The organism is Streptomyces endophyticus (assembly GCF_035798155.1).
Lineage (GTDB): Bacteria > Actinomycetota > Actinomycetes > Streptomycetales > Streptomycetaceae > Streptomyces > Streptomyces endophyticus.
On sequence record NZ_JAOZYC010000147.1, the window covers coordinates 1 to 26501 of the forward strand.

A 26501-nucleotide genomic window follows, 5' to 3' on the forward strand; every position below is an offset into this window, starting at 1 on the left:
ACGGGGGCCGAACCGGGCGACACGTCGGGCGGGCTCGGCCGGCACCTCGGCGCGGCGGCCGGGCTGCTCGCCCTGGCGTGTGTACCGGTACTCGTCGGCCGGCGACTGCGCCGACGACGGCACGGGGCCGGGACCAGCTGATGCCTGCGATAGCCGAGTCCGCGCCCGCGGTGCCACGTCGCCGCCCCACGTGGTCCTTCCTCGCGGCGACGCTGCTTGCCGGGGTGCTGCTGGTGCATCACGGGATTTCCGGTGACGGGCCGCCGCAGCCCGACCGCGGCGCCGCGAGGCTCGGCACCGACACGCCGCCCGCCGACCCGCTGCCCGCCGCCGCTCCGCAGCGCATCCGCATCCCCGAGATCGGTGTGAACGCGCCGCTGACGCGCGTCGGGCGGGACGCGGAGGGCTGGCTGGACGCGCCGCCGCCGGACAAGGCGAATCTGGCGGGCTGGTTCCCTGGTGCGGTCACGCCCGGCGAGCGCGGCACTGCGGTCGTCGACGGGCACGTCGACAACGCCGAGGGGCGCGCCGTCTTCTACGGGCTCGGCGCGCTCAAGAAGGGCGAGCACATCGAGATCGACCGCGCCGACGGGAGGACGGCCGTGTTCGAGATCCACGGCATCGACGTCGTCGACAAGAAGCACTTCCCGTCCCGCCGGGTCTACGGCGGCACGGGCCTGCCCGAACTCCGCGTCATCACCTGCGGCGGCACGTACAGCAAGGGCACCGGGTACGCGGGGAACGTCGTCCTCTACGGACTGCTCACCTCGGTCCGCGACCGTACGTGACGTAGAACGGCTCAGTCGTGCGGGGCCTCTCCGGTCACCCGGTGGTCCGCGTGGCTCAGCGCCTCCGTCACCAGGCGCCGCAGATGTCCGTCGGTGAGGCGGTAGTGCATGTGCCGGCCTTCGCGGCGCGCCTCGACCAGGCCCGCGAGCCGCAGCTTCGCCAGGTGCTGGCTGACGGCCGTGCGCGATGCCGCGACGCGGTCGGCGAGCGAGCCCACGTCCGACTCCTCCAGGGCGAGCAGCCACAGCACGTGCAGCCGGGTCGCGTCCGACAGCAGGGCGAACACCCGTGTCGCCTCGGCGAGTCGGGCGGCGTCGGGCTCGCGCGGGTGCGCGACGGCCGAGGGAGCCGCGGTGGGGGTCGGATCGCTTGCGGGCATGGCCCCAGCCTAGATGCCTGCCTATGGAGCCCTTGCGCGAACGGCGCACCCGGCGGTTACATACTCGTCATGTGCGCAGGTGCGCACATAACGAGTATTCTTTCGATGCAGCCTTCCGGAGGGGCCCGCATGCTCACGGTTCTGCGCCACCGCACGTACCGCCGCCTGTTCGGCGCCCAGGTCGTCGCCCTCGTCGGCACCGGTCTCGCCACCGTCGCGCTCGGGCTCCTCGCGTACGACATCGCGGGGGCGGACGCGGGCGCCGTGCTCGGCACCGCGCTCGCGATCAAGATGACGGCGTACGTGCTGGTCGCCCCGCTGGTGGGGGCCTTCACGGAGCGACTGCCGCGGCGCGCGGTGATGGTGGGCTCCGACCTGCTGCGGGCGGCCGTGGCCCTGACGCTGCCGTTCGTGGACCAGGTCTGGCAGGTCTACGTCCTGGTGTTCGCGTTGCAGTCCGCATCGGCCGTCTTCACGCCCACCTTCCAGGCGCTGATCCCGGACGTGCTGCCCGATGAGCGCGACTACACGCGCGCGTTGTCGCTCGCCCGGCTCGCGTACGACATGGAGAGCCTGTTCAGTCCGGCGCTCGCCGCGGCGCTGCTGTCCGTGCTCTCGTACCACCGCCTGTTCACGGGAACGGTCGTGGGCTTCCTCGCCTCGGCCGCGCTCGTGGTCTCGACGACGCTTCCCGAGCGCGCGCCCGCTCCCCCGCGCGCGGGTGGCGTGTTCGCCAAGGCGACAGCCGGGACCCGCCTCTTCCTCACACTCCCCCAGCTGCGGGGACTGCTGGCGCTGAACCTGGCCGTGGCGGCGGCGAGCGCGATGGTGACCGTCAACTCCGTCGTCTACGTAAGGGACTTCCTGGGTCTGTCGTCGGGCGCGGTGCCGGTGGCTCTCGGGGCGTACGGGGCCGGGTCGATGGTGGTGGCGCTCGTGGTGCCGCGGATGCTGGAGCGGGTGGGCGAGCGGGCGGTGATGGTGCGCGGGGCGCTGGCGCTTGGCGGCGTGTTCGCGGCCGTCGGGGTCATCACGGCGGCGCACGCCGGGAGTTGGCGGGTGCCTGCGCTGCTCGCCGCCTGGGTCGCGTTCGGTGGGGCGTGCTCGATGGTGCTCACGCCGACCGGCCGGCTGGTCCGGCGGGCCGCGCCGGAACGGGAACGTACGGCCGCGTTCGCCGCGCAGTTCTCCCTGTCGCACGCGTGCTGGCTGCTCACGTATCCGCTGGCGGGGTGGCTGGGCGCGCGGGCCGGTCTTGGCGCGGCCGTGGTCGGGCTCGCAGTGGTCGCGGTGGGTGCTGGAGTCGCGGCGGCGCGGTTGTGGCCGGTGGGCGTGGGTGACTCGGTGCCGGAGGTGGAGCACGAGCACGTGGGGCTCTCCGCCGGTCACCCGCATGTACGGGGGGCGGTGCGCGTGGCGGACGGTTGGCGGCACAGTCATCGGCGGTTCGGCGACGCGCTGCACGCGACCCGCTGAGCCGGTCGCCGGACGCGCGGCGCCGACCAGGCACCATGCTGCCCATGGGACTTCACGAACAGCAGAGGGTGCACGACCAGCAGGGGACGCACGACCAGCAGGGGATTCACGAGCGGTAAGGGCTGACGCGATTGATCAACGCCCGGGGGCCGTTCACCCCGGTCGGCGTCTCGCGCAGTGACGAGCGGGTCGGGCGCGCGGTCGCGCAGGCGCTGTCCGGCTTCTTCGTCATGGAGGAGCTGCACGAACTCGCCGACCGCGCCCTCGCCCGCGCCACCGGGGCGGAGGCCGGAACGGTCGTGCACTGCACGTCGTCGGCGATCACGTTGTCGGTCGCGGCCGCGATGACGGGCGAGTCGGCGGAGCGGATCGCCGCGCTGCCGGACACCGGCGGGCTGCCCGCGCGCGTGGTGCTGCCCGCGGGCCACGCGGTCGACTACGGGCACCCGCTGGTCCAGGACATCCGCCTCGCGGGCGGCACGCCCGTCCTGTCGGGGTCCGATTCCGCCTGCACGCCGGAGGAGTTGGAGAAGGACCTCGCCCACCCCGGCACGGCGTGCCTCGTGCTGGTGTCGTCGCGGCTCACGCGCGGGGCGCGCGCCCCCCTCACCGATGCGGTCGCCGCGGCGCACCGGCGCGGGGTGCCCGCGATCATCGACGGGGCCGCGCAGGACTTCCGGGTCGGCGAACTCCTGGACACCGGGGCCGATCTCGTCCTCGTCAGCGGCCAGAAGTACCTGGGCGGTCCGACGGCGGGCCTGGTGCTCGGCCGTGCCGGGGCCGTCCGGTCGGTGCGTGCGCAGGGCAAGGGCATCGGCCGGGCGATGAAGGCGAGCAAGGAGTCGATCGTGGGCACGCTCGCCGCGCTGGAGGCACGGCAGGAGCTGGACGTGTCCGCGTGGGCGCGGCGCCAGGAGGACAAGGTCGCACGCTTCGCCGCCCGCGCCGCCGCGCTGCCCGGCCTCACCGCGCACCCCGTCCCCGACCCGACCGGCCTGCCGTTCCCCCGCGCGGCGCTGCGGGTCGACGCGGCACGGGCCGGGCTCGACGCGCCGGCCCTCGCGGACGCACTCAGGGCCGGGGACCCGCAGATCTGGCTCTACACGGACCGCCAGGACGACGGCGAGCTGTCCCTGGAACTCGTACCGCTGTCGGACGAGGAGGTCGAGGTGATCCTGAGCCGGATGGCCGAGGTGCTCACCGAAGGCTCCGGAGTCACCCGCTGACCAGGACGCCCTCGCGCGCCCGCAGCGTGAACTCCGCCGTGGCGGGGGTTCCTTGGCGTACGAGGATGCGCTGCGCCTCGGGGTGTCTGCCGGGGGCCGAGGCCACCAGGCTGAGGTGGTCCTCGGGCAGGCCCGCCACCGCGTAGCGGCCCTGGCCGTCGGTGAACGTGGAGACCAGCTGGCGTCCGCGGCCGTCGAGTACGACGACGGCGGCGCCCCGCAGCGGTTCGCGAGCGGCGCCGGTGACCGCGCCGGTCAGCGTGGGGACCGGTTCGCCGAAGTGGTGTCGCTGGGCGGGGAGCGCGGTGGGCACGGGCGTCTCGGCGGCGGGGTCGTCGACCGGGGCCGACTCGCCCTCTCCCGCGCGCCGATGCCGCGCGTGGTCGAGGCCGAGCAGCGCCAGGCCGGCCACGATCCAGCCGCACAGGACGAGCAGCGGCTTGAGGACCCCGGCCCCGTCGAAGTACAGGACTCCGCGCAGCGCGTCGACGGCGTTGGCGAGCGGCATCACGGCGTGCACGTCCTGGAAGAACTCGGGCAGCAGCGGGGCGGGCACCGCTCCCCCGCTGGTCGGGATCGACATCACGATGAACAGCGTCATGCCGACCGCGGGCAGGAACTGCCGGGTGAACGGGGCGAGCCCGGAGGCGGCCGTGGCGACCGCCGTGCTGAGGAGGAAGGCGACGCCGAGGACCGCCGGGTGCGCGTCGAAGTAGCCGAGCCCGACCCCCGCCCCGTATCCGACGAGGCTGAACACGGCGGCTACGGCCGCGATGGCCAGGAGCTTGCGGCGCCGGTCGAGGCCGACGGCGCGCAGCAGGGTCGTGGCGAGGATGTACGCGGGGATGTTCCAGGCGATGGCGAAGTACAGCACCGTCGAGCCGAGCAGGTCCTTCCGCGCGGTCGGCGCGACGTCGCGGACGACTGGGGCGCCGCCCCTGAGCCTGCCGAAGGCGCCGGTGAGCGTCTGTTCCAGGGAGGCGCCGTTGCCCTTGGCGACGTAGAGCACGGGGCGGTTCCCGGTGACGTATCCGGCGAAGGCGTCCCGGTCGAGGACCGCCTGGCGTGCCTGGCGGGCGGTGTCCACGGGGGTCACGTCGAAGCCGTCGGGGTATCGCGCGCGCAGCTCGCCCTCGACCCGGTCCGCCGAGCCCGCCACCACCACCTCGACGTGGTGCGGCTTCGGGGCGTGCAGGGCCGGGGCGAAGAAGCAGAGGATGCCGAGGAAGAGGACGGCGGGGAACCAGGCCGCCTCGGCGAAGGCCTTGATCGCGGCGCCCCGCGGTCGCTCGTAGGTGTACCGGTCGGAACAGGAATCCATGATGAATGGACGATACATGTACCGTCCGGTACGTTCAAAGGGTGCCCCGAACCGTGAACACCGAGAAACGCGCCGAGCTGCTCGGCCAGGTGGTGGAGTACGTGCAGCGCCACGGCCTCGCACACCTGTCGCTCACCCCGCTCGCCGAGGAGATCGGCACGACGAAGCGGATGCTGCTGTACTACTTCGGCAGCCGCGAGAACCTCATCGCGCGCGCCCTCGCCGCGAGCCGGCCCGATGCCCACGCGCTGTTCGACCCGGTCGAGGACGTCGAGGCGCTGCGCCGCTCGGCCCGTGCGCTGTGGAAGGCGATCACGGTGGGCGAACAGGCCGGGCCGATCCGGATGCTGCTCCAACTGCTGAGCCTGGCGGCGACCGATGCCGAGCAGTACGGCGAACTCGCCCGCGAGACCGTGGCGTTCATGGTCGACCCGATCGCGGACGCGTACGTCCGCCTCGGCCACCCGCGTCCCGCGGCCCGCGAGCGTGCGACGCTCCTGGTGTCCGGGCTGCGCGGCCTGTGCCAGGACCGGCTGGTGACGGGCGACGTGCCCCGCACCGACGCGGCGGCCCGACGCCTCATCGAGGCGGCACTGTCGCCCGTGTGACGCGCGCCGGTGACCGGGCGGGCCAGCACGCGTGAAGATTCCGGGCACGTTTACGTTAGTGAGCGGGCCTGCGTGTTACTCCGAGGGGCAGAGCGGTCAATGCTGGCCGTGGCGGGTTCGGCAGTGAGCCCGCACCCGCTTCCCGGCATGAGCCCTCCGGCCCGGGCCGGGGAGCGGGGTTTTCAGTGCGGTTCCGTCGCCACCGGGCTCGCCGACCCTTGGCGCTGGGCGAGTTGCCGCTCCAACTCGGCGCGGATCACCGGATCGAGCTCGCGGGTGCGCGGCCAGGCGATCAAGCACCGGGCGACCAGACGGAGCCGGGTGTTGGTGCGCATGGAGACCTCGCGCAGCACGTCCCACGCCTCCGCCGGCCGGAGCCCGCCCACCGCGATCACGACGCCGATGGCCTGGTCGACCTCGGCGTGCGAGGTCACGGCCTCCGTCAACTGCTCGACCTGCACCTCGAGTTCGGCGACCCGTTCTGCCCTCTCGCAGGCGGCTTCCACTGCGCGTCGGCGAGCCGGGAGCATCACGGTGCACCTCCAAGTGCCGTGCCTGGCAAGGGAACCGACTGACCTTGTACCACTCCTGCCCGCCGCTTCGCACGACAACCGTCCCATCGGGTATGCGCGGGGCAGATGACCGGGACGGCCATCTGCCCGAGCCGGAACACCTCACGCCGAAATGCCCCGGCCGTTCACGAACGCCGCCCGTACGCAGTTGGCCGACAGGTCGTCGAGCGCCTCCCGCAGGGGGACGTGGAGCAGGCACAGATCCGCACGAGCGCCGGGCTCCACAGTGCGCGAGGCGCCGCCGGGCGCGAGCGGTGCGCCCAGGAACAGGCCGAGCGCGGCACGCGGCGTCAGCCCTTCGGGGCCGACCCGCCCTGCGGCCGCGCGCATCACCGCCCAGGGGTCCGACGTGCCGTACGGGGCGTCCGTGCCCGCGGCGACGGGGACACCCGCGGCGCGGAGCGTGCCGCAGCGGTACAGGTGGGGCCGGTCGTCCGCGGCCACGTCCTTCTCATACGCGGCCGCCCGCTCCACCAGGAAGTGCGGCTGGGTGACCACGGTGACGCCGAGCATTCGCAGCCGGTCGACGGCCTCGGTGGGAATCACCGCACCGTGCTCGACACGGTCGCCGGACACACTGCCCGCCTCGTCCAGGGCGAGCAGCGTGACGAAGAGCTGGACGCGGGTGACGCAGTGGACGGCGACGGGTCGGGGCCGGGCCCGGGTGATGCGCGCCGCCAGGTCAGTGGCCGTGGGGAGCGTCAGGTCGTCGAGGCGAATCTTCACGGGGGCGGTGCGGTCCAGGCCGAGGATGGTGAGGCGTTGCGGGAGGGGACGCAGGAGTGTGCGCAGTTCGGGGGCGGGATGGGGGTCGGCGTTAGTGAATCCGGTGATGCCGCGCGCCGCGGCCCGACGCCCGACTCCCGCCAGATCCAATGGGGTTGGCGGGGTTCTGGCTCGCAGGCGTTCGTCCGCGCGCCAGAACCTGCCGTCACCGGCGTCGTCCAGACCCGCGGCGCGCAGGGCGGCCCCGTTCCACAACCACAGCTCGCCGCTGCGGTGCTGCACCCGCACCGGCCGGTCCGCGACGAACCGGTCGAGGATCGCACGGTCCAGGTCGCCCGCAACGCTCTCGTGATACCCGACGGCCCGCACCCACTCCCCCGGCGCCCCGCCCCGCAGCGCCTGTGTCAGCCCTTCGGGCCCGGCCACATCCGCGGGTCCGACCCGCACGGAAGCCGCCTCGGCGGCCAGCGCGGCGAGGTGCACATGGTGATCGTGCAGCCCCGGCAGCAGCGCGCCACCCCGCCCGTCGATCCCCCCGCTCCCGCCCAGGCGCGCCCCCACCTCGGCCACGCGCCCGGCCACCACCCGCACGTCCACCCGGCCGTGCCTCTCGACCTCCACGTCCCGGATCAGCACGGCGAGCCACCGCCCGCACCAGCGACGTCCGCTGCGCACGCCGCCATGGCGACGTCCACGAGGTGTCCGCCGCCGTCCCGCAGCGACCGGGCCGCGGCGCGCGCCGCGTAGACACCCGTGACGGGGTCGGCCAGGGCGTCGCCGAGGAATGCGGGACCTGCGCCGTCGGGCGGCCACGCCACGAGTCCGCCCGCCACCGCCGCGTCGTCGCCGAAGGCGATCCGATCGTCAGCGCGGCCGTAGCCTGTGATGCTCATCCACACCCGGCCGGGCCGCCCGGCGAGGAACCACCCTGCGTCGAGCCCGGCGCGGCGCAGGGCGCGCGGGCGTGACGCCTCGATCACCACGTCGGCGTCGGCGACCGCGGAGCGCAGCGCGGCGGGGTCGGTGAAGTCGAGGACGACGCCGCGGTGGCCTCGGTGCAGGTGGCGGTAGAAGGCCGGGCTGCCACGGCGCGCGCCGTCGGGGCGGGTCGCGCTCTCCACCTTCACCACTTCGGCGCCCCCGAGACCGAGCAGTCGCGCGCACAGCGGTCCCGCCCACAGCGCGGAGAAGTCCACGACCCGTATGCCGGCGGGCGTCCGCGGCTCGCTCGCGGGCCCGAGGCGTTCGCGGCGTACGGGCGGGCGGCGGTTGCACTCCGATCCGAGGGCCGCCGCCGGCACCCCCAGGAGCTGGGCCCGGCCGGCGGCCTCCGCCGCGGGGCGCGCGGCGATCGCGTCCGTCAACTCGCCTGCGCCGCCCAGCAGATTGAGGAGGGCAGGCACGGACGCGTGGTCGGCGGGGCGGGCGAGGTTGACGGCCACCCAGCCGTCGGCGGCCCGCAGCATGCGGCAGGAGCCGCCGGCCGAGGTCCGCCCCGAAGACGCGAAGCCCGCGAGCCGGGCCCGCAGGAACAGTTCCGTGCCGAGGTCTACCGGGACGCCGGTGAGGGCGGTGACGTCACGGGCGACCGCACGAAGTCGTCTTAGCGGGCCCGCCAAAAGCCGAGCTTCCGCCTCGGCCTCGAGCCCAACTCGTAGAGTTACGTTCTCCAAAACCGCGACCACCCTTCTCCCACCTGCATCGACAAATTACACTCACGCCGACGCGAACGGGAGACACCCAGCAGGAGGGCGGAGTGCCGGGACGCATGGACACGCCATGGCAACTCGTCGACCTCGACAACGACTTCAGCCGCGCCCCGCACGACCGCCCGGGGCCCGAACGCGCCTCCTTCGACACGCGTCCTCGCGTTGTCATCGGCTGCGCCGCACGGCCCGTGGACGTCCCGGCCGAGGCGTACGACGTGCTGCTGACCGGGATCGAGGACGCGCCGCGCCCCTGGGTTTCCTGCCCCGACCCACGCGAGACCGCCACCCGGTTGTGCGAGGCGGTGACGGCGAGCCCCGACGCGTCGATCACGCTGGTCCAAGTCCTGCGCCTGGGACGGAATCTGGACATACCCGAGCGCCTGGTCGCGGAGTCACTCGCGTACTCCGCCTTGCAGGGCGGCGCGACCTTCCGGCACTGGCTCGCGACTACGCCGCGCGGCACCGCCCGCCCCGCCGCACAGCCGGTACGCCTGGACCGCGAGGGTGATCGGCTCATCGTCACCCTCGACCGCCCCTGGGTGCGCAACGCCGTCGACGCGGCGACCAGGGACGCCCTGTGCGAGGCCCTGACGGTGGCCGTCGTCGATCCCTCGGTGACCCGAGTCGACCTGCGCGGGAGCGGTCCCGCGTTCTGCAGCGGCGGCGACCTCACCGAGTTCGGCACGTCGGGCGACCCCGCTCGGGCCCATCGGGTGCGCGTCGAGCACAGCCCGGCGGCCCTGCTGGCGCGTTGCGCGGGCCGGGCCACCGCGCATCTGCACGGCGCGTGCGTGGGCGCGGGCATCGAACTGGCCTCGTTCGCCGGCCGGGTCGTGGCCGCCCCCGACACCCGGATCCGGCTGCCGGAGGTCGCCATGGGCCTGATACCCGGCGCCGGGGGCACTGCCGGGATCCCTCGGCGCATCGGTCGCCACCGGGCCACCCATCTGGCCTTGTCAGGTGCGGAGTTGACCGCCTGCGAGGCGCAAGATTGGGGCCTAGTGGACGAGGTCACAGGGACCGTTTAAGGCAGTTGACTTCACCCCGGAGCCGTGCTTCAGTTCCCACTGAACGGAAACATGGTTCTCATCAGCACGCAACGTACCTCTTCGAAGAATGGGTGTGGTGTGTCGTGCCGTCCTCGTCCGTCAAGGAACAGATCCTCCTCACCGCGGAGCGGTTGTTCGCCGAGCGGGGGCTCGACGGGGCGTCCCTGCGACAGATCAGCGCGGCCGCCGGCAACGGCAACAACACAGCGGTGCAGTATCACTTCGGTTCGAAGGAACGGCTGGTCCAGGCGATCTTCGAGTACCGGCTGCGGGGCCTCAACGCACGCCGCGACGCCCTGGTCGCCGAGCGCTGCCCGGACGACCTCAGGTCCTGGGTGGAGTGCCATGTGGTGCCGGTGCTCGAACAGGGCGACCAGGAGGGCAGCCGCTACCTGAGCTTCGTGGCGAAGCTTCAGCAGCACGGGCGCAGGGACGTGCTCGGTCGTCTCTCCCCCGCCCTGTTGGCGCCGACCCACCGCTTCCGCACTCGGGTCGGCGCGCTGCTGCCTGCCGTTCCCGAACCGCTGCGGACGCACCGCATCGCCCAGGCGACGGCGTTCAGCGTGCACGCGGGGGCGGAGCGGGAGCAGAGCAGGGCCCGTGACGAGCGGGTGCTGCCGTTCGTCGTCCATGTGGGCGACCTTCTCGACGGGATCGTCGGATTCCTGGAGGCCCCAGTGTCGGCGGCGACGCTGGCCGCGCTCGCCGCGACAGCTCCGGTCGAACCGGCTCTGCCGATCCATCCGTAGCGACGCCCCGAAACGTCCCTTCCAACGATTGGTCGTTCGATGAGCATGGATCTGCACGACGCGGTCACCGTGGTCACCGGCGGGGGCAGCGGGATCGGACGCGCCTCAGCGCACGCCTTCGCGCGACGCGGCGCGCGCGTGGTGGTCACCGACCTCGAGGCCGAGCGCGCGCACACAGTGGCCGGGGAACTCGGCGGCCGGGGTGTCGCCGCCCGGTGCGATGTGACGGACCTCGACGACCTGCGGGCCGTGCGCGACCTGGTCCTCGACCGGTTCGGGCGCGTCGACGTGGTGATGAACAACGTGGGCATCCTCGCCGTCGGCCCCGTCGAGGACATTCCGCTCGACGCCTGGCAACGGGTGATCGACGTGAATCTGCTGAGTGTGGTGCGCAGCAATCTGGTGTTCTTGCCCTTGCTGCTCGGCCAGGGCTCTGGGCACGTGGTCAACACCGCTTCCACCGCGGGCCTGTTGCCGTACGGGTTCGACCGGCTGCCGTACACGGCGACAAAGCACGCCGTCGTCGGCCTGTCCGAGTCGCTCGCGCTGTATCTGCGTCCGCGCGGCATCGGTGTCTCGTGCCTGTGCCCGGCCGGGGTCGCCACGAACATCGTCGAGCAGATCACGTTCTACGGGGAGCCGGCCGCGCCCCAGGGGCCCGCGTTCCCCGTCGTCGACGCCGATTCGGTGGGCGAACTGGTCGCCGACGGGATCAGCGAGGGCCGGTTCCTGATCCTCACCGCACCCGAAGCCGCCGACGAACTGCGCGAGTTGGGCGCGGACGTCGATCTGTATCTGTCCCGACTGACAAAGGACGCCGGATGAATCCCACAGGCAGCAGCACCATCGACCGGATGAGCCTGGACGGCAAGGTGGCCGTCGTCACCGGTGGCGCAGGCGCCATCGGCCAGGTGTACGCGCGGGCCCTCGCCGAGGCCGGGGCGCGCGTCGTGCTCGCGGATCTGGACGGCGAGGGGGCCGAGCGGGCCGCCAAGTCCCTTGCCTCCGACGGGCTGCACGCGCTCGGCGTGCGGGTGGACATCACCGACCGGGACTCGGCCGCAACCATGACGGCCCTGACCGTCGAGACCTTCGGCGGGGTCGACATCCTGGTCAACAACGCGGCGCTGATGGCGGACATCCCGCAGGTGGACCTCCTCGAACTGCCCGGTGAGTGGTTCGACCGAGTCATGCGGGTCAATGTGTTCGGGGCGGTCGTCTGCGCGGGCGCGGTGAAGGCGTCGATGGTGGAGCGGGGCGGTGGACGGATCATCAACCAGGTGTCGGCCGGGGCCTTCATGGGCGGCGGCATCTACGGGGTGAGCAAGCTGGCCCTGGTCAACGTGACGGTGGGCCTTGCCCGTTCGCTGGGACCTCTCGGCATCAACGTCAACGCCATCGCTCCGGGCCTCGTCGAAAACGAACCCGGATTCAAGAGCCTGCCCGCCGAACACCCCGCTCGCGCCGCGCTCGCCTCCGCGATCCCCGGCAAGAAGCAGGCACCCGCGGAGGACCTGCTCGGGACGCTGCTCCTGCTGGCCTCCCCCGCCGGAGAGTGGATCAACGGCCAGACGATCAGCGTCGACGGCGGGTGGGTGAGCCGACTGTGAACGCCGACACCAGCCTCTCCCAGATCACCGACCAGCTGGGCGTCACCGGCCCGCTCATCGACGGCAGTTGGCTCGAGAAGACCTCCCTCGGCGCGGCCGACCACCTCAGTCCCGCGACCGGCCGGGTCAATGGCTCGGTGCTGCTGTGTGGGCCGCATGAGGTGAACGACGCGGTGGCCGCCGCGCGCGCCGCGCAGCCCGAGTGGCGGGCGATGTCCCCGGACAAGCGGCGCCGCATCCTCCAGCGGGTGGAGGAGCTGATGCTGGAGCGGGTAGGCGATCTTGGCCGGCTCACGACCCTGGAGATCGGCGCGCCGATCCTGATGTCGTCGGCGCTCGCCCATCTGTGCGCGGGCTGGTTCGGCTACTACGCGGGGTGGGCCGACAAGATCGAGGGCGTGACCATCCCGCCGAGCCCGCTCATGGTGCCGGGTCTGGACTACACCGTGCCGGAGCCGTACGGGGTGGTGGGCGCCATCCTCACGTGGAACGGCCCGGTCATGTCGGTCGGCATGAAGATCGCGCCGGCGCTCGCGGCCGGCAACTGTGTGGTGGTGAAATCCCCCGACCTGGCGCCGTTCGCGGTGGCACGGTTCGGCGAGATCGCCCTGGAGGCGGGGCTGCCGCCCGGTGTGCTGCACATCCTGCCGGGCGGGCCGGAGGCGGGCGATCACCTCGTGCGCCACGGGGACGTCGACATGATCTCCTTCACCGGCGGCATCCCGACCGCGCGGAAGATCCTCGACGCGGCCCGCCACACCCTGAAGCCGGTCCTGCTGGAGCTGGGCGGAAAGACGGCGAGCGTCGTCTTCCCCGACGCCGACCTCGACGCGGCGGTCGCCGACACGGTCCGCTCCTGCATGAACCTCTCCGGCCAGGGCTGCAACCTCAGTACGCGGCTTCTTGTGCACAGGGACGTGTACGAAGACGTCGTCGCGGCGGCCGGGCGGGCCGCTGCCGCACTGACCGTGGGCGACCCCTTCGCGCCGACGACGGCGCTCGGCCCGGTGATCGGCCCGGCCGCCAGGGACCGGATCCTCGGGGTGATCGAGCGGGCTGCGGGCACCGCCCGGCTCATCACGGGCGGTCGCGCCGTCGACCCGAGCGTCCTGTCTCCGGAGGTCCGGGAAGGCTGTTTCGTCGAGCCGACCGTGCTCGCCGATGTGGCCGAGGACAGCGAGGTGGCCCGGCACGAGGTGTTCGGCCCTGTGCTCAGTGTCCTGCCCTTCGACGACGAGGACGACGCGGTGCGGCTCGCCAACGCGACGCCGTACGGGCTCGGTTCGGTCCTCTACACCCGTGACGTGGCGCGCGTGCAGCGCGTCGTACCGCGCCTGCGGGCGGGCACCGTGCACGTCAACGGGGCGTCGGGGCAGCCGCCGGGCGCGCCGTTCGGCGGATACAAGCACAGCGGGCACGGGCGCGAGGGCGGCAAGGAGGGGCTGTACGAGTTCTTGCAGACCAAGAACGTCTTCATCCGCGCGTAGCCACCAGGAGGTACTCATGGACGTCACTCATGACACGCCGTTCGACCGGGCGTCGCGCGACTTCCTGGACGCGCAAGTGTGGTCGCGGCCCGGCCTGGCTCGACGGGACCGGCGTTGGACCACGCTGACCTGCGTGGCAGCGGCGGACGCGCCCGGGCCGATCGAGGAGCAGGTGCACGCGGCGCTCGCCGGCGGTGACATCACGCTCACGGAGATGCTGGAGTTCGTGCTGCACTTCGCCGTGTACTGCGGCTGGCCCAAGGCCTCGCACCTCGAAGGGGCCGTCGGTCGCCAGTGGGACCGCATCCACCGCGACCGAGGTGAACCGACCCCGCCCTGGCCTGAGTTGGGCAACGACACGCTTGGACCGACGGACATGGACAAGCGGATCGCGCGCGGCGCGGAGGAGTTCGTCGACGTCAATCTGGTGCCCGCGCCACCCTCCACGTCCCCGTACCGGCACGCCGGCATTCTGGGCTTCGTCTTCGGGCATGTGTGGAAGCGCCCCGGGCTCGCCCGCCGGGACCGCCGGATCATCACAGTGGCGGCCGTGGCACTCGACGACTCCCCGGTCCCGCTGCGCTCCCACGTGACGGCAGCGCTGCACTCAGGTGACATCACCAAGGCGGAGATGGACGAGATCGTGCTGCAGTTCGCCGCGTACTACGGGTTCGCGAAGGGCGACGCGCTCGCGGACGCCGTGGAGGCTGCATGGGCGGCGCTGCCCGCGTAGGCACCGGCATAAGAGGGAGGGGCCGGGGACATCGTCCCGGCCCCTCCCTCTTCGCTGCTCTATTCCGGCGGAAAGACCGGTTTCCCGCTCTCCGTGTCCACGATCGAGATCGCCTCGACCGGGCAGGACTCGGCGATCTCCAGGACTTCCTCGGAGGTGGCCGACGACTCGGTCCGCGCCCGCCCCTGACCCTGTTCGTCGCGCTCGAAGGCGCTCGGCAGAGAGGCGACGCACAGCCCGGTGCGGACGCACATGCGCGGGTCGACGGCGACGTCCCACCGCTGTGTCATCGCCCCGCACCGCCGATCACCAACGGCAGCGTCTTCCACCCTCGTACGGTCGAGGTCTGCGCCAGCTCCGCGCCGTCCCAGTCGATCTCCCAGTCGGGGAACCGCCGCAGGATCTCCTCCGCCGCCACCCTCCCCTCCAGTCGGGCGAGGGCTGCGCCGAGGCAGTAGTGGGCGCCGACGCCGAACGACATGTGCTGGGTGACACGGTGGATGTCAAAGCGATCCGGGTCGGGGAAGCGCTCCGGGTCACGGTTGGCTGCGGCCTGGATGAACAGCATGGCGCTCCCGGCCGGCACCGTACGCCCGTACAGCTCGACGTCCTTGGTGACGTAGCGCGCGGTGAAGGGGCCTGTCGGCTCGAAGCGCAGGATCTCCTCGATGGCGTTCGGGAGGAGCGACGGGTCGGCCACCAGTTCTCTGCGGGCCTCCGGGTAGCGGGCCATCAGGGCGCCGAACCAGCCGATGAGGCGGCCGGTCGTCTCGTTGCCCGCACCCGCTACCACCGTGCAGTACGTCAGGACCTCCTCGTCGGTGAGGGTGCGGCGGGTGCCCTTCTCGTCCTCGAACTCGGCGGTCACCAGCTCGGTCATGAGGTCGTCCGAGGGATGCTTCTTGCGCCAGTCGATGTACGCCTGGAGTCCTTCGGTGTTGAGCATCTCGGAAGGGTCGAGCCTGCCGCGTCCTGTGGTGTCGAGGGTGGCGTCCGTGCGGTCGCGGTACGTCGCCTGGTCGGCCTCCGGGATGCCGAGCAACATGCCGATCACCCGCATCGGCATCTCGGCGCCCACGACCTCCACGAGGTCGAAGCGTTCGGCGCCTGCCACCGGTTCGAGCACGCTCGTGCAGAAGTCGCGGATCTGCGGCTCCAGTTGGGCGATGCGGCGTGGGGTGAAGACGCGGGCCAAGAGGCGCCGGTGTATGTCGTGGACCGGCGGGTCCTCGAAGATGAGGGTGCCCGGGGGAATGTCGACGTTCGCCTGAATGATCTCCAGGATGTCGCCGCGCGAAGACGAGTATGTCTGCCAGTCGGCGAGGCCGCTCTGGACGTCGACGTGCCGGCTGACCGCGTAGAAGTCGTGCTCGGCGTTGTAGTAGAGCGGCGCCTCTTCGCGCAGGCGGGCGTAGAGGGGGTAGGGGTCGCGGGCGAGGGCAGGGTCGAAGGGGTCCCAGGAAAGGGCGGCGGCAGTGGTCATTTGAGCATGGCTCCCGCGTCGACGGTCTGGGTGCTGCCGGTGACGTACCGGCCCTCGTCGGAGGCGAGGTAGAGGACGGCGTTGCTGATGTCACGTGCCTCGACCCACGGCGTCGGCAGGATGTGCATGCTTTGCGAGACGGCGGCGAAGTCGTCGACGGTGGGGGCCTCCAGGTCGGGGCGGAACATTTTGTACGTACCCTCGTGCATCACCATCGGGGTGTTGACCTGGCTGGGATGGACGGAGTTGACGCGGATGTTGTGCTCGCCCAGTTCCCAGGCCAGGGTGCGCATCAGGCCGACGACCCCGTGCTTGGCGGCGACGTAGTGTCCGATGTGGGCGTGGCCGCGCAGCCCGCCGACGGAGCTGGTGAGGATGATCGAGCCGCCCCGGCCGCCGGCGATGATGTGCGGCACCGACACCTTGGTGGTGAGCCAGACGCCGGTGAGGTTGATGTCGATCGTGTCGCGCCAGGTCTTCTCGTCCATCTCGTGCGCGAGGGCACCGTTACTGCCGATCCCGGCGTTGGCGCAGACGATGTCGAGCCGGCCGAACCGTTCGACGCCCTCGTCGACGGCCACCTTGAGCGCGTCATGGTCGCGGACGTCGGCCTGTACGGCGTGGATGCGGCGGCCCAGCTTCTGCACCTGGTTGACGGTCTCGTCGAGGTCTTCGGGGGTCGACATGGCGAACTGGACGCCGTCGAGCTGCTTGCAGACATCGATGGCGATGATGTCGGCGCCTTCCTCGGCGAGCCGGATGGCGTGGCTGCGGCCTTGACCGCGCGCCGCTCCGGTGATGAACGCGACCTTGCCTTCTACGCGTCCGGGCATGGGGTACCTCATTCCTGGGGTGAAGGGGGTTCGGGGGGCTTGGCGAGTCGGTGAATACGTGTGTCAGCGGCGCCGCAGCCCGCGCAGGCCCAGGGCGAGCAGCAGCGCGGCGGCGATCGACACGGCGATCGACACGACGCGCTTGAGCGCGGCACCCGAGGCCGTGTCGGCGAGATCGAGCGGATCGGACGTGGCATTGAGTTGCGGGGAGTTGGCCATGAGCTCCGCCGCCAGGTTCTCCGCGAACCGGTCCAGCAGCGCCCCGGACACCTCCGCGAGCGTGCCGCGCCCGAACTGGGCGGGTCTGCCGGTGATGGTGAGTTCGGTCTCGACCTGTACGTCGGTGTGGTCGGGGTCGTCGGCGGCGTTCAGGCGGCACGTGACACGCGCCTTCGCGGTGCCGTTCCCCCGGGACTCGCGGCCGCTCGCCTCCAGGACCACGGTCTTCGACTCCTCGTCGCGGGTCACGAAGGTCACGGTGCCGCTGTAGGTGAGTCCGACAGGGCCCAGCTTGACTTTGATGCGGCCGTGGTGGGTGTCGCCCTCGCTGCCGGTGAGTGTCGCTCCCGGGACGCAGGGAGCGACGCGTTCCACGTCGAGGAGGGCCCGCCAGGCGTCGTGGACCCCGATGGGGATGCCGAGCCTGTTCTCCAGTTTCATGCCGATGTCCCTTCCTCGGCGGCTGCCCGCACGGCGTCGACGATCCCCTGGTAGCCGGTGCACCGGCACAGGTTCCCGGTCAGCGCTTCGCGGATCTCCTCGTCGGTGGGCTTGGGGTTCTCGGCGAGGAAGGCGGTGACCGAGACGATCAGTCCGGGCGTGCAGAATCCGCACTGCAGGGCGTGGTTCTGGCGGAACGCGGCCTGGACCGTGGAGAGTTGACCGTCTTTGCCCGACATTCCTTCGACGGTCGTCACCTCCGCCCCGTCGGCCTGCACGGCGAACACCAGGCAGGCGCGGACGGCCTCGCCGTCGAGCAGCACGGTGCAGGCTCCGCAGACGCCGTGTTCGCAGCCGAGGTGGGTGCCGGTGAGGCCGCAGTTCACGCGGAGGAAGTCGGCGAGGGTGAGCCGGGGCGGCACGCTCGATCGCCGCCCCGTACCGTTGACGTGTACATGGATGTCGACGGGAGCCGGGTCAGCCATGGAGTGCCTCCTGTACGGCGCGGCGCCAGGCGCGGGCGACCATGGCGGCGCCGACGCGGGTGCGGTAGCGGGCCGACCCGTGCAGATCGGACGGGACGGATGCCAGGTTCTCGGTGGCGGCGCGGCCGAGGTCGTCCGGGACGGCGTCCGTGGGGTCGGTGCCGAGCAGCCCGGTCTCCGTGGCGAGCGCCCGGGTCGCGGTCGGGCCGAGCCCGAACAGGCCGATGGCGCACCGGTCGAGCCTCCCGTCGGCCGTGACGCGCAGCGCGACGGTGGCTCCGGCGATGGCGAAGTCGCCGCTTCTGCGGGCGAACTCCTCGACGGCGAAGCCGCAACGCCCGCCCCAGACAGGGAAGTTCACCCCTGTCAGTAATTCGTCCTCGGCCAGCGCCGTGCTCCACACGCCGGTGAAGAAGTCGGCGGCCGGGATCGTGCGGCGGCCTCGTGGTGACTCCGCCTCCAGGTCGGCGTCCAGGGTCAGCGCGACCGCCGGGTATTCGGCCGCGGCGTCGGCGTGCGCGAGCGAACCGCCGACCGTGCCGCGGCTACGTATCTGGAAGTGGCCGATGAGTGGTGTGGCGCGGGCGAGCAGCGGAACCGCCGCGCGGATCTCCTCCGAACGCTGGACGGTGGCCTGGGTCGTCCCGGCCCCGATGCGCACGGACCCGTCCTCGCGCCGCTCGATGCCCTGCAGCGCGTCGACGAGGCGCAGGTCGACGAGGTGTCCGAAGGCCGCGAGGCGCAGCGCGAGCATCGGCACGAGGCTTTGTCCGCCCGCGAGGGCCTTCGCCTCGTCTCCGTGTTCGGCGAGCAGGCCTACCGCTTCGCCGACGCTGGTCGGCGCGTGGTAGGTGAAAGCCGCGGGCTTCACCGTGCTGTCACCCCCTGCGCCTGCTCGACGAGTTGGACGATCCGCGCGGGAGTCAGGGGCAATCGGTCGACGCGTACACCCAGGGGCGCGAGTGCGTCGGCGACCGCGTTCACGACGGCCGGCGCCGAGCCGATGGCGCCGCCCTCGCCGACCCCCTTGTACCCGCCCGGTCCTGGGCTCGGTGTTTCCACGTGCCCGACCTCGATCACCGGTACTTCGGTGGCGGTCGGCAGCAGGTAGTCCATGAACGTGGTGGCCACGGGGTTGCCCTCGTCGTCGTATGCGAGGTGCTCGTAGAGGGCGCCGCCGATGCCCTGCACGGTGCCTCCGAAGATCTGGCCCTCCACGACGCTCGGGTTGATCATCGGGCCGCAGTCCTCGCTGACGATGTACCGCAACAGCGTGACCTCGCCGGTCACGAGGTCGACCTCGCAGGTGCACACGTGGGTGGCGTTCGCCCAGATCATGAGGTGCGGCGTGTGGTAGCGGCCGCTGGCCTCCAGTCCCGCCGACGCTCCGGGTGGCAGGGCGTGCACCTGGTAGTACGCGAGGTCGGCGATCTCGGCGAGCGTGAGAACAGCGTCGCCGCCCTTCGCGGTGGCCCGTCCTCGGTTGAACTCGACGTCCTCGACGGGCACTTCGAGCCGGTGCGCGGCGATGGCCAGGATGCGCTCCCGCAGCACCCCTGCCGTCTTGGCGATCGCCCCCGCCGTCATGGATCCCGAGCGGCTGCCGCCCGTTCCCGCGCCGTACGGGGTGACGGCGGTGTCGCCCTGGACCGTACTGACGTCCTCGACGGCGACGCCGAGCGCGTCGGCCGTCAGCTGTACGACGGTCGTCTCCAGGCTGTTGCCGCAGGACCCTCCGGCGACGTACACATTGACCTTGCCGGAGGGCTCGATGCGGATGGTGGCGCCCTCGGTGGCGTGGAACGGGGTGGCACCCGCGGTCGGTTCGACGTACGTGCACGTGCCGACGCCCAGGTAGCGTCCGGTCTCACGGGCCCGGGCCTGTTCCTTGCGGAACGCGTCGTAGTCGAGCATGGTCAGGGCCTGCTCGAAGGTCTCGCGCGGCGACATGTGGTCGTAGGGCATGCCGTTGCAGTTCGCCGTGGGCAGGTCGTCGGCGCTCAGCATGTTGCGGCGCCGCAACTCAACAGGGTCGAGGCCGAGTTGGCGCGCGGCGGTGTCGAGCAGCACCTCACGCGCCATCGACTCGTACTGCCAGGGCCCCCGGTACGCCACCCGTCCACTGGTGTTGGAGAACACGAACCGCGACGAGAACGTGCCCTCGGGAATCCGGTACGGGCCGGGGAACAGCATCCCGACGGCGATGCCGCTCTGCACCGGCGACGGGGTCGGGTAGGCACCCGCGTCCTGGACGTGGTCGAGGGTCGCGGCGAGGATCCTGCCGTCCCCGTCGAAGGCCATCCGGGCCTCGCCGTGCTCGTGCCGCGCCTGCCCGGCCGCCAACAGATGCTCCTGCCGGTCCTCGATCCATTTGAGTGCGGCGGGGAGCTTGGTGGCGGCCAGCAGTACGCACATGTCCTCGCGCTGCGGCAGCACCTTCTGCCCGAATCCGCCTCCGGTGTCACGCATGACGACCCGCACCCGGTGCTCGTCGATCCCCAGCAGGCGGGCGCAGAAGGCGCGGACCTCGTGCGGGGACTGGGTCGCGGCCCAGATCGCCATCTCCCCGCCGGCCGCTGTCCATTCGGCGACGATGCCGCGGGTCTCCATCGGGACGGGGCCGTGCGCCTGCTGGTGGATGGTCTGTGACACGACGTGCGGGGCGTTCGCGAAGACGGGGTCGAGGTCGCTCATGGGGCGCCCGCCGAGCTGCCCGGCCAGATTGTCGGGGTATGCGGCGTGCACGGACTCCAGGGAGCCGAGGGCCGCCGCGTAGTCGACAACCGGCGGTAGTGGCTCGTAGTCCACGAGGACCAACTCGGCAGCGTCCTCGGCGACATAGCGGTCGACGGCGACGACCATCGCGACCGGGTCGCCCGCGAACCGCACCTCCCCTTCGGCGAGCGGAGGCCGAGGCGTGTCCGGGGCGTCGCGTCCATCGAGGGTGTACCACTGTTCGTGGACGCCGGGGTTGAGGTCCTCGGCCACGAACACGGCGTGCACACCGTCGAGTTGGAGTGCCTCGGAGGTGTCGATGCCGAGAATGCGGGCCCGTGGAAGGGGGCTGCGGACGAAGTGGGCGTGCAGCATGCCGGGGCGCACGACGTCGTCGACGTAGGTTCCGGTGCCGGTCAGGAGACGCAGGTCCTCAACCCGTGGGGTGCGGGTGCCCGCATAGGGGGCGTGACCGCCGCTTGGTGCCATCGGCCCTACCTTCCGTCCAGATGCTGAACGAGTGTTTAACCGAGGTGCTGAACGACTGTTTAACACCCGCGCTTCGCGAGCGTCAAGCACAATGACCGCATGACTGCTGCGCCGCGCCGGATGGGCGCCGAGAACTCCAAGACCCGTCTGCTGCTGCTCGACATCACGGAGCGACTGATGCTGGAGGAGGGGTACGCGGCCGTCGGTGTACGGCGCGTGGCGCGCGAGGCCGAGGTGGCTCCGGCCCTGGTCTTGTACTACTTCCGCACGCTCGACGACCTGTTCCTGGCGGCGCTTCGGCGGCGCGCGGACCAGGAGTTGGCGCGCGTGGACCGGGTCCTCGACGGTCCGCAGCCGCTGCGCATGCTGTGGACGCTCAGCAGCCACCCCGGCAACACACTGACGACGGAGTTCGCGGCGCTCGCCAACCACCGCAAGGCGATCCGCGCCGAACTCGCGGCCCACGCGGATCGCTACCGCGAGGCGCAGGTGGCGGCACTGACCCGCAGGCTCGCCGAGACGGGCGTGGAGCTGCCGGACGGACTCTCCCCTGCCGTGCTGCTGGTGCTCACCAATGCGCTCGGCCGGATCCTGATGATGGAGAACACGATGGGGATGACGACGCGGCACGAGGAAGCCGTGGCGTTCGTGGAGGACTTCCTCAAACGGTACGAGGGAGCGTCGGCCTCGGACGCGTAGGACCGGACCGGGCCCCTCAGTCCGATTCCGGCGCCTCCTGGAACAGCAGATCCAGGAACGCGCGGACCGGTCCGACGATGTCGAGGTCGTGGTCCAACAGCCATTGCAGCTGCAGGCCGTTGAGCACCGCCTGGAGCAGCGTCGCCGCGTGCTCGGGGGCGAGGTTCTGGTGGAGTTCGCCGCGCTGCGCCTTGCCGTGCATGCCCTGCGCGAAGTTGGTGCGCACCCTGCCGTAGCGCTCGGTGAAGTAGCCGTGCGCGGGGTGGTCCGGGCGGGCCGCGGCCGCCGCGAGTTCGAGCCACAGGCGCATCAGTTCCGGTGACTTCTGGTGGTGGCGCATGAGTTCGCCGAGGTAGGGGCCGAGTTCGCCCATGTCGGCGACCTGCGACTCCCCGTACTGCCACTCCTCGGTGTCGCGTTCGGCGAGCACCGCGGCCAGCAGGTCGCCCTTGTTCTGGAAGTGGTGGAGCAGTCCCGCGTGCGTGATGCCCGCGCGCTCCGCGATACCCCGCAACGAGGCCTTGCTGAAGCCATGTTCGGCGAAGCAGTCGCGCGCCGCCCGCACGATCTCCGCCCGGCGGGCCGCCGTCTTCGCGTACGGCCCGCGCGCTTTCGCCTGACTCACAGCGCCCTCCCCTGGGGTGATGCAGTGTCGGATAACGCTCTGGTCACGAAGCCGGGCGACAGTCTTCCCGGCCTCCGAGATCGCGGTCTACCTTCCAAACGAAAACCAACCACATGGTAACAGTTGGCTGGGCCCCCGGGCTCTGCCCTCGGAAGGGCAGTCCACATGACCGCATTCCCGCCCGGCTTCCTCTGGGGCGCCTCCACCGCACCGCACCAGATCGAGGGCAACAACCTCAACAGCGACTTCTGGGCGAGCGAGGGGCGCGTGCCCGGCATGGAGCGCAGCGGCGACGCCTGCGACAGCTACCACCGCTACGCCGAGGACATGCGGCTGCTCGCCGACGCCGGGCTCACCGCCTACCGCTTCGGCATCGAGTGGGCGCGGATCGAGCCGCTGCCCGGCCACATCTCGCGCGCCGAACTCGCCCACTACCGGCGGATGATCGACACGGCGGTCGGTCTCGGCCTGACGCCGGTGGTGACACTGCACCACTTCACCAGCCCGCTGTGGTTCGCGCAGGAGGGCGGGTGGCTCGGGGACCGGGCGGTGGGCCGGTTCCGTGCGTACGTCGAGGCGGTGTGCCCGATCCTCGACGGCGTCGAGTGGGTCGTGACCATGAACGAGCCGAACATGCTGGCCATCATGGTCGGCATGGCCCGAGCCATGGAGAGCCGGCAGGGCTCCGAACAACAGGCCTCCGAAGAGTGGCAGAGCCCCACGGTCGACACCGCAAGCCCGCGCCCCGCACTCCCCGCCCCGGACGTGAAGATCGGCGAACGCCTCGTCGAGGCCCACCACGCCGCCCGCGAGGCCCTGCGCACACACCTCCCCGGCGCCAAGGTCGGCTGGACCGTGGCCAACCGCGCCTTCGTCGCCCGCCCCGGCGCCGAGGACAAGAAGCGCGAACTGGAGCACATCTGGGAGGACCTGTACCTGGACGGCTCGCGCGGCGACGACTTCGTCGGCGTGCAGTCGTACTCCAGCCAGTGGGTCGGCCCCGACGGCGTCGAACCGCACCCTCAAGCCCCCGACAACACCTTGGTCGGCACCGCCTACCGCCCCGACGCCCTCGCCATCGCCGTCCGGCACACCGCCGAGGTAACCGGCGGCCTGCCGATCCTGGTCACCGAGAACGGCATCGCCACGCACGACGACACCCGCCGGATCGCCTACACACGCGAGGCACTCGACCACCTCGAGGCGACCGTAACCGAGGGCGCGGACGTCCGCGGCTATCTGCACTGGAGCCTGCTCGACAACTACGAGTGGGGGCACTGGGAGCCCACCTTCGGCCTGATCGCGGTGGACCGGGAGACCTTCGAGCGCCGCCCGAAGCCGAGCCTCGCCTGGCTGGGCGAGACCGCCCGCCGCACCGCCAATTGACTTGCCCGCGAAGGGACTCCACCGTGCCGATCCCCGTACCCGACGTGTCGTCCTTGCCCCTTGCCGAACTGGTCTCGCTGTCCGGGCGCCGCGCCGTCGTGACCGGCGCCGGCCAGGGCCTCGGCCGGGCCATCGCCCAGCGCCTGTCGGAGGCGGGCGCGGACGTGCTGGTCACGGACGTCGACGAGAAACTCGCCGCGAGCGCCGCCGAAACGCTGAAGGGCCGCGCGCTGCCGGTCCGGATGGACGTCACCGATCCCTCCAGTGTGTCCGCCGCCGCGGACCGCGCGGTGCGCGAGTGGGGCGGGATCGACATCTGGGTCAACAACGCGGGGATTTTCCCGAGCGTTCCGGCCCTGGAGATGTCCGCGGACACCTGGGACGAGGTGTTCGCCGTGAACGCGCGCGGTGTCTTCCTCGGCGCGAAGGAGGCCGCCCGCCGGATGAGCGAGGCCGGCCACGGGGGCGTCGTCGTCAACGTCGTCTCCACCGCCGGCTTCCGGGGAACGGCGCCGGGGCTCGCCGCGTACGTCGGGTCGAAGCACGCGACGCGCGGGCTCACCCGCCAACTGGCGCTGGAATTCGCCCCGATGGGCATCCGTGTGCTCGGTGTCGCGCCGACGTTCGTGCCCACCGAGGGAAACCTCGCCGCTGCCGGCGTCACCGATCCCGCCGAGGCCTCGCACCTCATGTCCGTGATGCAGCCGACCATCCTGGGCCGCCTCGGTGTCCCCGACGACGTGGCCCGCATTGTTCTCTTCGCCGCAAGCGACCTGGCGGCCTTCATGACGGGGAGCACGCTCCTCGCGGACGCCGGTGAAACGGCCTGACCACGCCCGCCCCATCTCCTGAAGAAGGAACCAGAGGAGCCGCATGCTCTCGCCCCGCACCAGCCCCACCCGCGACATCGTCGGCCTCGACGGACTGTGGCGGTTCGCCCTCGACTCCCGCGCGACCGCCGAGCCATGGCGGGCCCGCCTCGACACACCACTCGAAGCCCCCGTCCCCGCGAGCTACAACGACCTGTTCACGGACCCGGAGATCCGCGACCACGTCGGCGTCGTCTGGTACCAGCGCGAGGTGCGGGTGCCGCGCGGCTGGTCCGGGCAGCGCGTGGTGCTGCGCTTCGGCTCCGTCACGCACGCGGCGCAGGTGTACGTGGACGACCGGCTCGTCACGGAACACACCGGGGGCTACACCCCGTTCGAGGCCGACCTCACCGATGTCGTGGCCCCCGGCGCCGAGTTCCGGCTGACGGCCGGCGTCGACAACCGGCTGACCAACGAGACGCTGCCGCCGGGCACGGTCACCACGGGCCCCGACGGCCGCCCCCGCCAGTCCTACCTGCACGACTTCTACAACTACGCGGGGATCGCCCGCCCGGTGCGCCTGTGCAGCACCCCGCGCAGCCACGTCGAGGACATCACCGTCGTCACGGGCCGGGACGGCTCGGCCGGTGTCGTCGACTACCTCGTGGAGGCCGTGGGCGGCGCCGAGGAAGTGCGGGTGCGCGCGGTCGACGAGGCGGGCGCGACGGTCGCCTCATCGACAGGAACGGAGGGCTCCCTGCGCATCGAGGACGTCACACTCTGGCGGCCCGGCGCCGCCTACCTGTACGATCTCATAGTTGAACTGGTCTGCCCTGATGGCAAGTTGCTCGACAGCTACACCCAGCCGTTCGGCGTCCGCACCGTCGAGGTCCGTGGCACGGACTTCCTCATCAACGGCGAACCCTTCTACTTCACGGGCTTCGGCAAGCACGAGGACACCCCCGTGCGCGGCAAGGGCCACGACGACGCCTACCTCGTCCACGACTTCCAGCTCCTCGACTGGACCGGCGCCAACTCCTTCCGCACCGCGCACTATCCGTACGCCGAGGAGGTTCTGGACTTCGCGGACCGGCACGGCGTCGTCGTCATCGACGAGACGGCGGCCGTCGGCCTCAACCTCGGAGTGCAGGGCGGCCTCACCGGCGTCCCGCCCACCCCGACGTTCGCACCGGAGAACTTCGGCGGCGTCATGGGCGACGTACACGCCCAGCACCTGCGGGAGTTGATCGAGCGCGACAAGAACCACCCGAGCGTCGTCATGTGGTGTCTCGCCAACGAGCCCGCCTCCAACGAGGAGGGCGCCCGGGAGTACTTCGAGCCGCTCGTCGAGCTCGTCCGCAAGCTCGACCCGACGCGCCCCCTCACGTACGCCGCCGTGATGTTCGCGACCCCGCAGAACGACCGGATCGGCGACCTGTTCGACGTGCTCAGCATCAACCGCTATTACGGCTGGTACCTGTTCACCGGCGACCTCGCCACCGCCGAGACGTACCTGGAGCAGGATCTGCGCGGCTGGGCGGAGCGGTTCGGCAAGCCCGTGATGATGTCCGAGTACGGCGCCGACACGCAGCCGGGGCTGCACTCGGTGTGGGACGCGCCGTGGAGCGAGGAGTACCAGAGCGATCTCCTCGCCATGTACCACCGGGTCTTCGACCGGATCCCGGCGTTCGTCGGCGAACACGTGTGGAACTTCGCCGACTTCCAGACCTCGGCCGGCATCCACCGCGTCGACGGCAACAAGAAGGGTGTGTTCACGCGCGAACGCAAACCCAAGTCGGCCGCGTTCGCTCTGCGTCGCCGCTGGCAGGGCCTCGACGGGCGCAAGCCCGGCACACCCATTGCTGAAGAAGACTGACGGAGGG

Annotated in this window: 27 protein-coding genes; 14 read left to right on the forward strand and 13 right to left on the reverse strand. The window is 71.7% G+C overall.

Going from position 1 to position 26501, the window contains the following annotated elements:
• Positions 1-140 precede the first annotated feature (140 nt).
• Positions 141-788, forward strand: a complete 648-nt coding sequence (locus OKJ99_RS28225; RefSeq protein ID WP_326020552.1) for a class F sortase — start codon at positions 141-143, stop codon at positions 786-788.
• A gap of 11 nt (positions 789-799) precedes the next feature.
• Here the strand turns inward: OKJ99_RS28225 and OKJ99_RS28230 are convergent, their stop codons facing one another.
• On the reverse strand, positions 800-1168 hold the full coding sequence (locus OKJ99_RS28230; protein ID WP_326020554.1) for an ArsR/SmtB family transcription factor: 369 nt from the start codon (positions 1166-1168) through the stop codon (positions 800-802).
• Positions 1169-1297: 129 nt separating this feature from the next.
• Between OKJ99_RS28230 and OKJ99_RS28235 the strand changes: the two genes are divergently transcribed.
• Positions 1298-2644, forward strand: coding sequence for an MFS transporter (locus tag OKJ99_RS28235; RefSeq protein WP_326020556.1), 1347 nt, complete (start codon positions 1298-1300; stop codon positions 2642-2644).
• 131 nt (positions 2645-2775) lie between these two features.
• On the forward strand, positions 2776-3870 hold the full coding sequence (locus OKJ99_RS28240; RefSeq protein ID WP_326020558.1) for a PLP-dependent aminotransferase family protein: 1095 nt from the start codon (positions 2776-2778) through the stop codon (positions 3868-3870).
• Here the strand turns inward: OKJ99_RS28240 and OKJ99_RS28245 are convergent.
• Positions 3860-5191 carry a carboxypeptidase regulatory-like domain-containing protein gene (locus OKJ99_RS28245; protein WP_326020560.1) on the reverse strand — a complete coding sequence of 444 codons (1332 nt, stop codon included), beginning with the start codon at positions 5189-5191 and terminating at the stop codon, positions 3860-3862. The two genes, OKJ99_RS28240 and OKJ99_RS28245, sit on opposite strands and share 11 nt — an antisense overlap.
• A gap of 53 nt (positions 5192-5244) precedes the next feature.
• On the opposite strand from OKJ99_RS28245, the gene OKJ99_RS28250 reads away from it, so the two are divergent.
• The gene (locus OKJ99_RS28250) at positions 5245-5799 is read left to right on the forward strand and encodes a TetR/AcrR family transcriptional regulator (RefSeq protein ID WP_326020562.1); all 555 of its coding nucleotides are present in this window, start codon (positions 5245-5247) and stop codon (positions 5797-5799) included.
• Between the two features lie 182 nt (positions 5800-5981).
• On the opposite strand, the gene OKJ99_RS28255 is transcribed toward OKJ99_RS28250, so the two are convergent.
• The 3 genes from OKJ99_RS28255 to OKJ99_RS28265 all read right to left on the reverse strand — a co-directional run bounded on the left by OKJ99_RS28255 (position 5982) and on the right by OKJ99_RS28265 (position 8716).
• Positions 5982-6329 (reverse strand): ANTAR domain-containing protein, encoded by a 348-nt coding sequence (locus OKJ99_RS28255; RefSeq protein ID WP_326020563.1) that lies wholly within the window; start codon positions 6327-6329, stop codon positions 5982-5984.
• 144 nt (positions 6330-6473) lie between these two features.
• Complete coding sequence (locus tag OKJ99_RS28260) at positions 6474-7772, reverse strand: amidohydrolase family protein (RefSeq protein ID WP_326020565.1); 1299 nt, start codon at positions 7770-7772, stop codon at positions 6474-6476.
• Positions 7727-8716, reverse strand: coding sequence for a CoA transferase (locus OKJ99_RS28265; protein WP_326020567.1), 990 nt, complete (start codon positions 8714-8716; stop codon positions 7727-7729). Before OKJ99_RS28265 ends, OKJ99_RS28260 begins: the two co-directional genes overlap by 46 nt.
• Before the next feature lie 149 nt (positions 8717-8865).
• On the opposite strand from OKJ99_RS28265, the gene OKJ99_RS28270 reads away from it, so the two are divergent.
• The 6 genes from OKJ99_RS28270 (at position 8866) to OKJ99_RS28295 (ending at position 14434) form a co-directional block, all read left to right on the forward strand.
• On the forward strand, positions 8866-9834 hold the full coding sequence (locus OKJ99_RS28270) for an enoyl-CoA hydratase/isomerase family protein (protein ID WP_326020569.1): 969 nt from the start codon (positions 8866-8868) through the stop codon (positions 9832-9834).
• Between the two features lie 104 nt (positions 9835-9938).
• Entirely contained in the window at positions 9939-10604 is a 666-nt protein-coding gene (locus tag OKJ99_RS28275) for a TetR/AcrR family transcriptional regulator (protein WP_326020571.1), read from the forward strand.
• A 39-nt stretch (positions 10605-10643) separates the two neighbouring features.
• Positions 10644-11429, forward strand: coding sequence for an SDR family oxidoreductase (locus OKJ99_RS28280; RefSeq protein WP_326020573.1), 786 nt, complete (start codon positions 10644-10646; stop codon positions 11427-11429).
• Positions 11426-12214, forward strand: a complete 789-nt coding sequence (locus OKJ99_RS28285; RefSeq protein ID WP_326020574.1) for an SDR family oxidoreductase — start codon at positions 11426-11428, stop codon at positions 12212-12214. Before OKJ99_RS28280 ends, OKJ99_RS28285 begins: the two co-directional genes overlap by 4 nt.
• Positions 12196-13701, forward strand: coding sequence for an aldehyde dehydrogenase family protein (locus OKJ99_RS28290; RefSeq protein WP_326020575.1), 1506 nt, complete (start codon positions 12196-12198; stop codon positions 13699-13701). Before OKJ99_RS28285 ends, OKJ99_RS28290 begins: the two co-directional genes overlap by 19 nt.
• Positions 13702-13717: 16 nt before the next feature.
• Entirely contained in the window at positions 13718-14434 is a 717-nt protein-coding gene (locus tag OKJ99_RS28295; RefSeq protein WP_326020577.1) for a carboxymuconolactone decarboxylase family protein, read from the forward strand.
• Positions 14435-14493: 59 nt separating this feature from the next.
• Here OKJ99_RS28295 and OKJ99_RS28300 read toward each other — a convergent pair whose 3' ends face one another.
• The 7 genes from OKJ99_RS28300 to OKJ99_RS28330 all read right to left on the reverse strand — a co-directional run bounded on the left by OKJ99_RS28300 (position 14494) and on the right by OKJ99_RS28330 (position 21099).
• On the reverse strand, positions 14494-14724 hold the full coding sequence (locus OKJ99_RS28300) for a ferredoxin (protein WP_326020578.1): 231 nt from the start codon (positions 14722-14724) through the stop codon (positions 14494-14496).
• On the reverse strand, positions 14721-15917 hold the full coding sequence (locus OKJ99_RS28305; protein ID WP_326020579.1) for a cytochrome P450: 1197 nt from the start codon (positions 15915-15917) through the stop codon (positions 14721-14723). The genes OKJ99_RS28300 and OKJ99_RS28305 overlap by 4 nt, the downstream gene beginning before the upstream one ends.
• Complete coding sequence (locus OKJ99_RS28310; RefSeq protein WP_326020580.1) at positions 15914-16750, reverse strand: mycofactocin-coupled SDR family oxidoreductase; 837 nt, start codon at positions 16748-16750, stop codon at positions 15914-15916. The genes OKJ99_RS28305 and OKJ99_RS28310 overlap by 4 nt, the downstream gene beginning before the upstream one ends.
• 63 nt (positions 16751-16813) lie before the next feature.
• Positions 16814-17410: an SRPBCC family protein gene (locus tag OKJ99_RS28315; protein WP_326020581.1), complete on the reverse strand. Its 597-nt coding sequence runs from the start codon at positions 17408-17410 to the stop codon at positions 16814-16816.
• Positions 17407-17895, reverse strand: coding sequence for a (2Fe-2S)-binding protein (locus OKJ99_RS28320; RefSeq protein WP_326020582.1), 489 nt, complete (start codon positions 17893-17895; stop codon positions 17407-17409). Before OKJ99_RS28320 ends, OKJ99_RS28315 begins: the two co-directional genes overlap by 4 nt.
• Positions 17888-18766: an FAD binding domain-containing protein gene (locus OKJ99_RS28325; protein WP_326020584.1), complete on the reverse strand. Its 879-nt coding sequence runs from the start codon at positions 18764-18766 to the stop codon at positions 17888-17890. The genes OKJ99_RS28320 and OKJ99_RS28325 overlap by 8 nt, the downstream gene beginning before the upstream one ends.
• Positions 18763-21099 (reverse strand): xanthine dehydrogenase family protein molybdopterin-binding subunit, encoded by a 2337-nt coding sequence (locus OKJ99_RS28330; RefSeq protein ID WP_326020585.1) that lies wholly within the window; start codon positions 21097-21099, stop codon positions 18763-18765. The genes OKJ99_RS28325 and OKJ99_RS28330 overlap by 4 nt, the downstream gene beginning before the upstream one ends.
• 99 nt (positions 21100-21198) lie before the next feature.
• Here OKJ99_RS28330 and OKJ99_RS28335 point away from each other — a divergent pair, with 99 nt between their 5' ends.
• Positions 21199-21798 carry a TetR/AcrR family transcriptional regulator gene (locus tag OKJ99_RS28335; protein ID WP_326020587.1) on the forward strand — a complete coding sequence of 200 codons (600 nt, stop codon included), beginning with the start codon at positions 21199-21201 and terminating at the stop codon, positions 21796-21798.
• Between the two features lie 16 nt (positions 21799-21814).
• Here OKJ99_RS28335 and OKJ99_RS28340 read toward each other — a convergent pair whose 3' ends face one another.
• Positions 21815-22423, reverse strand: a complete 609-nt coding sequence (locus tag OKJ99_RS28340; protein WP_326020588.1) for a TetR/AcrR family transcriptional regulator — start codon at positions 22421-22423, stop codon at positions 21815-21817.
• Between the two features lie 165 nt (positions 22424-22588).
• Here OKJ99_RS28340 and OKJ99_RS28345 point away from each other — a divergent pair, with 165 nt between their 5' ends.
• The 3 genes from OKJ99_RS28345 to uidA are packed head-to-tail and all read left to right on the forward strand — an operon-like array spanning position 22589 to position 26494.
• On the forward strand, positions 22589-23809 hold the full coding sequence (locus OKJ99_RS28345; protein WP_326020589.1) for a glycoside hydrolase family 1 protein: 1221 nt from the start codon (positions 22589-22591) through the stop codon (positions 23807-23809).
• Between the two features lie 23 nt (positions 23810-23832).
• The gene (locus OKJ99_RS28350; RefSeq protein WP_326020591.1) at positions 23833-24639 is read left to right on the forward strand and encodes an SDR family NAD(P)-dependent oxidoreductase; all 807 of its coding nucleotides are present in this window, start codon (positions 23833-23835) and stop codon (positions 24637-24639) included.
• Positions 24640-24682: 43 nt separating this feature from the next.
• The gene (gene uidA, locus OKJ99_RS28355) at positions 24683-26494 is read left to right on the forward strand and encodes a beta-glucuronidase (RefSeq protein WP_326020593.1); all 1812 of its coding nucleotides are present in this window, start codon (positions 24683-24685) and stop codon (positions 26492-26494) included.
• Positions 26495-26501 lie beyond the last annotated feature (7 nt).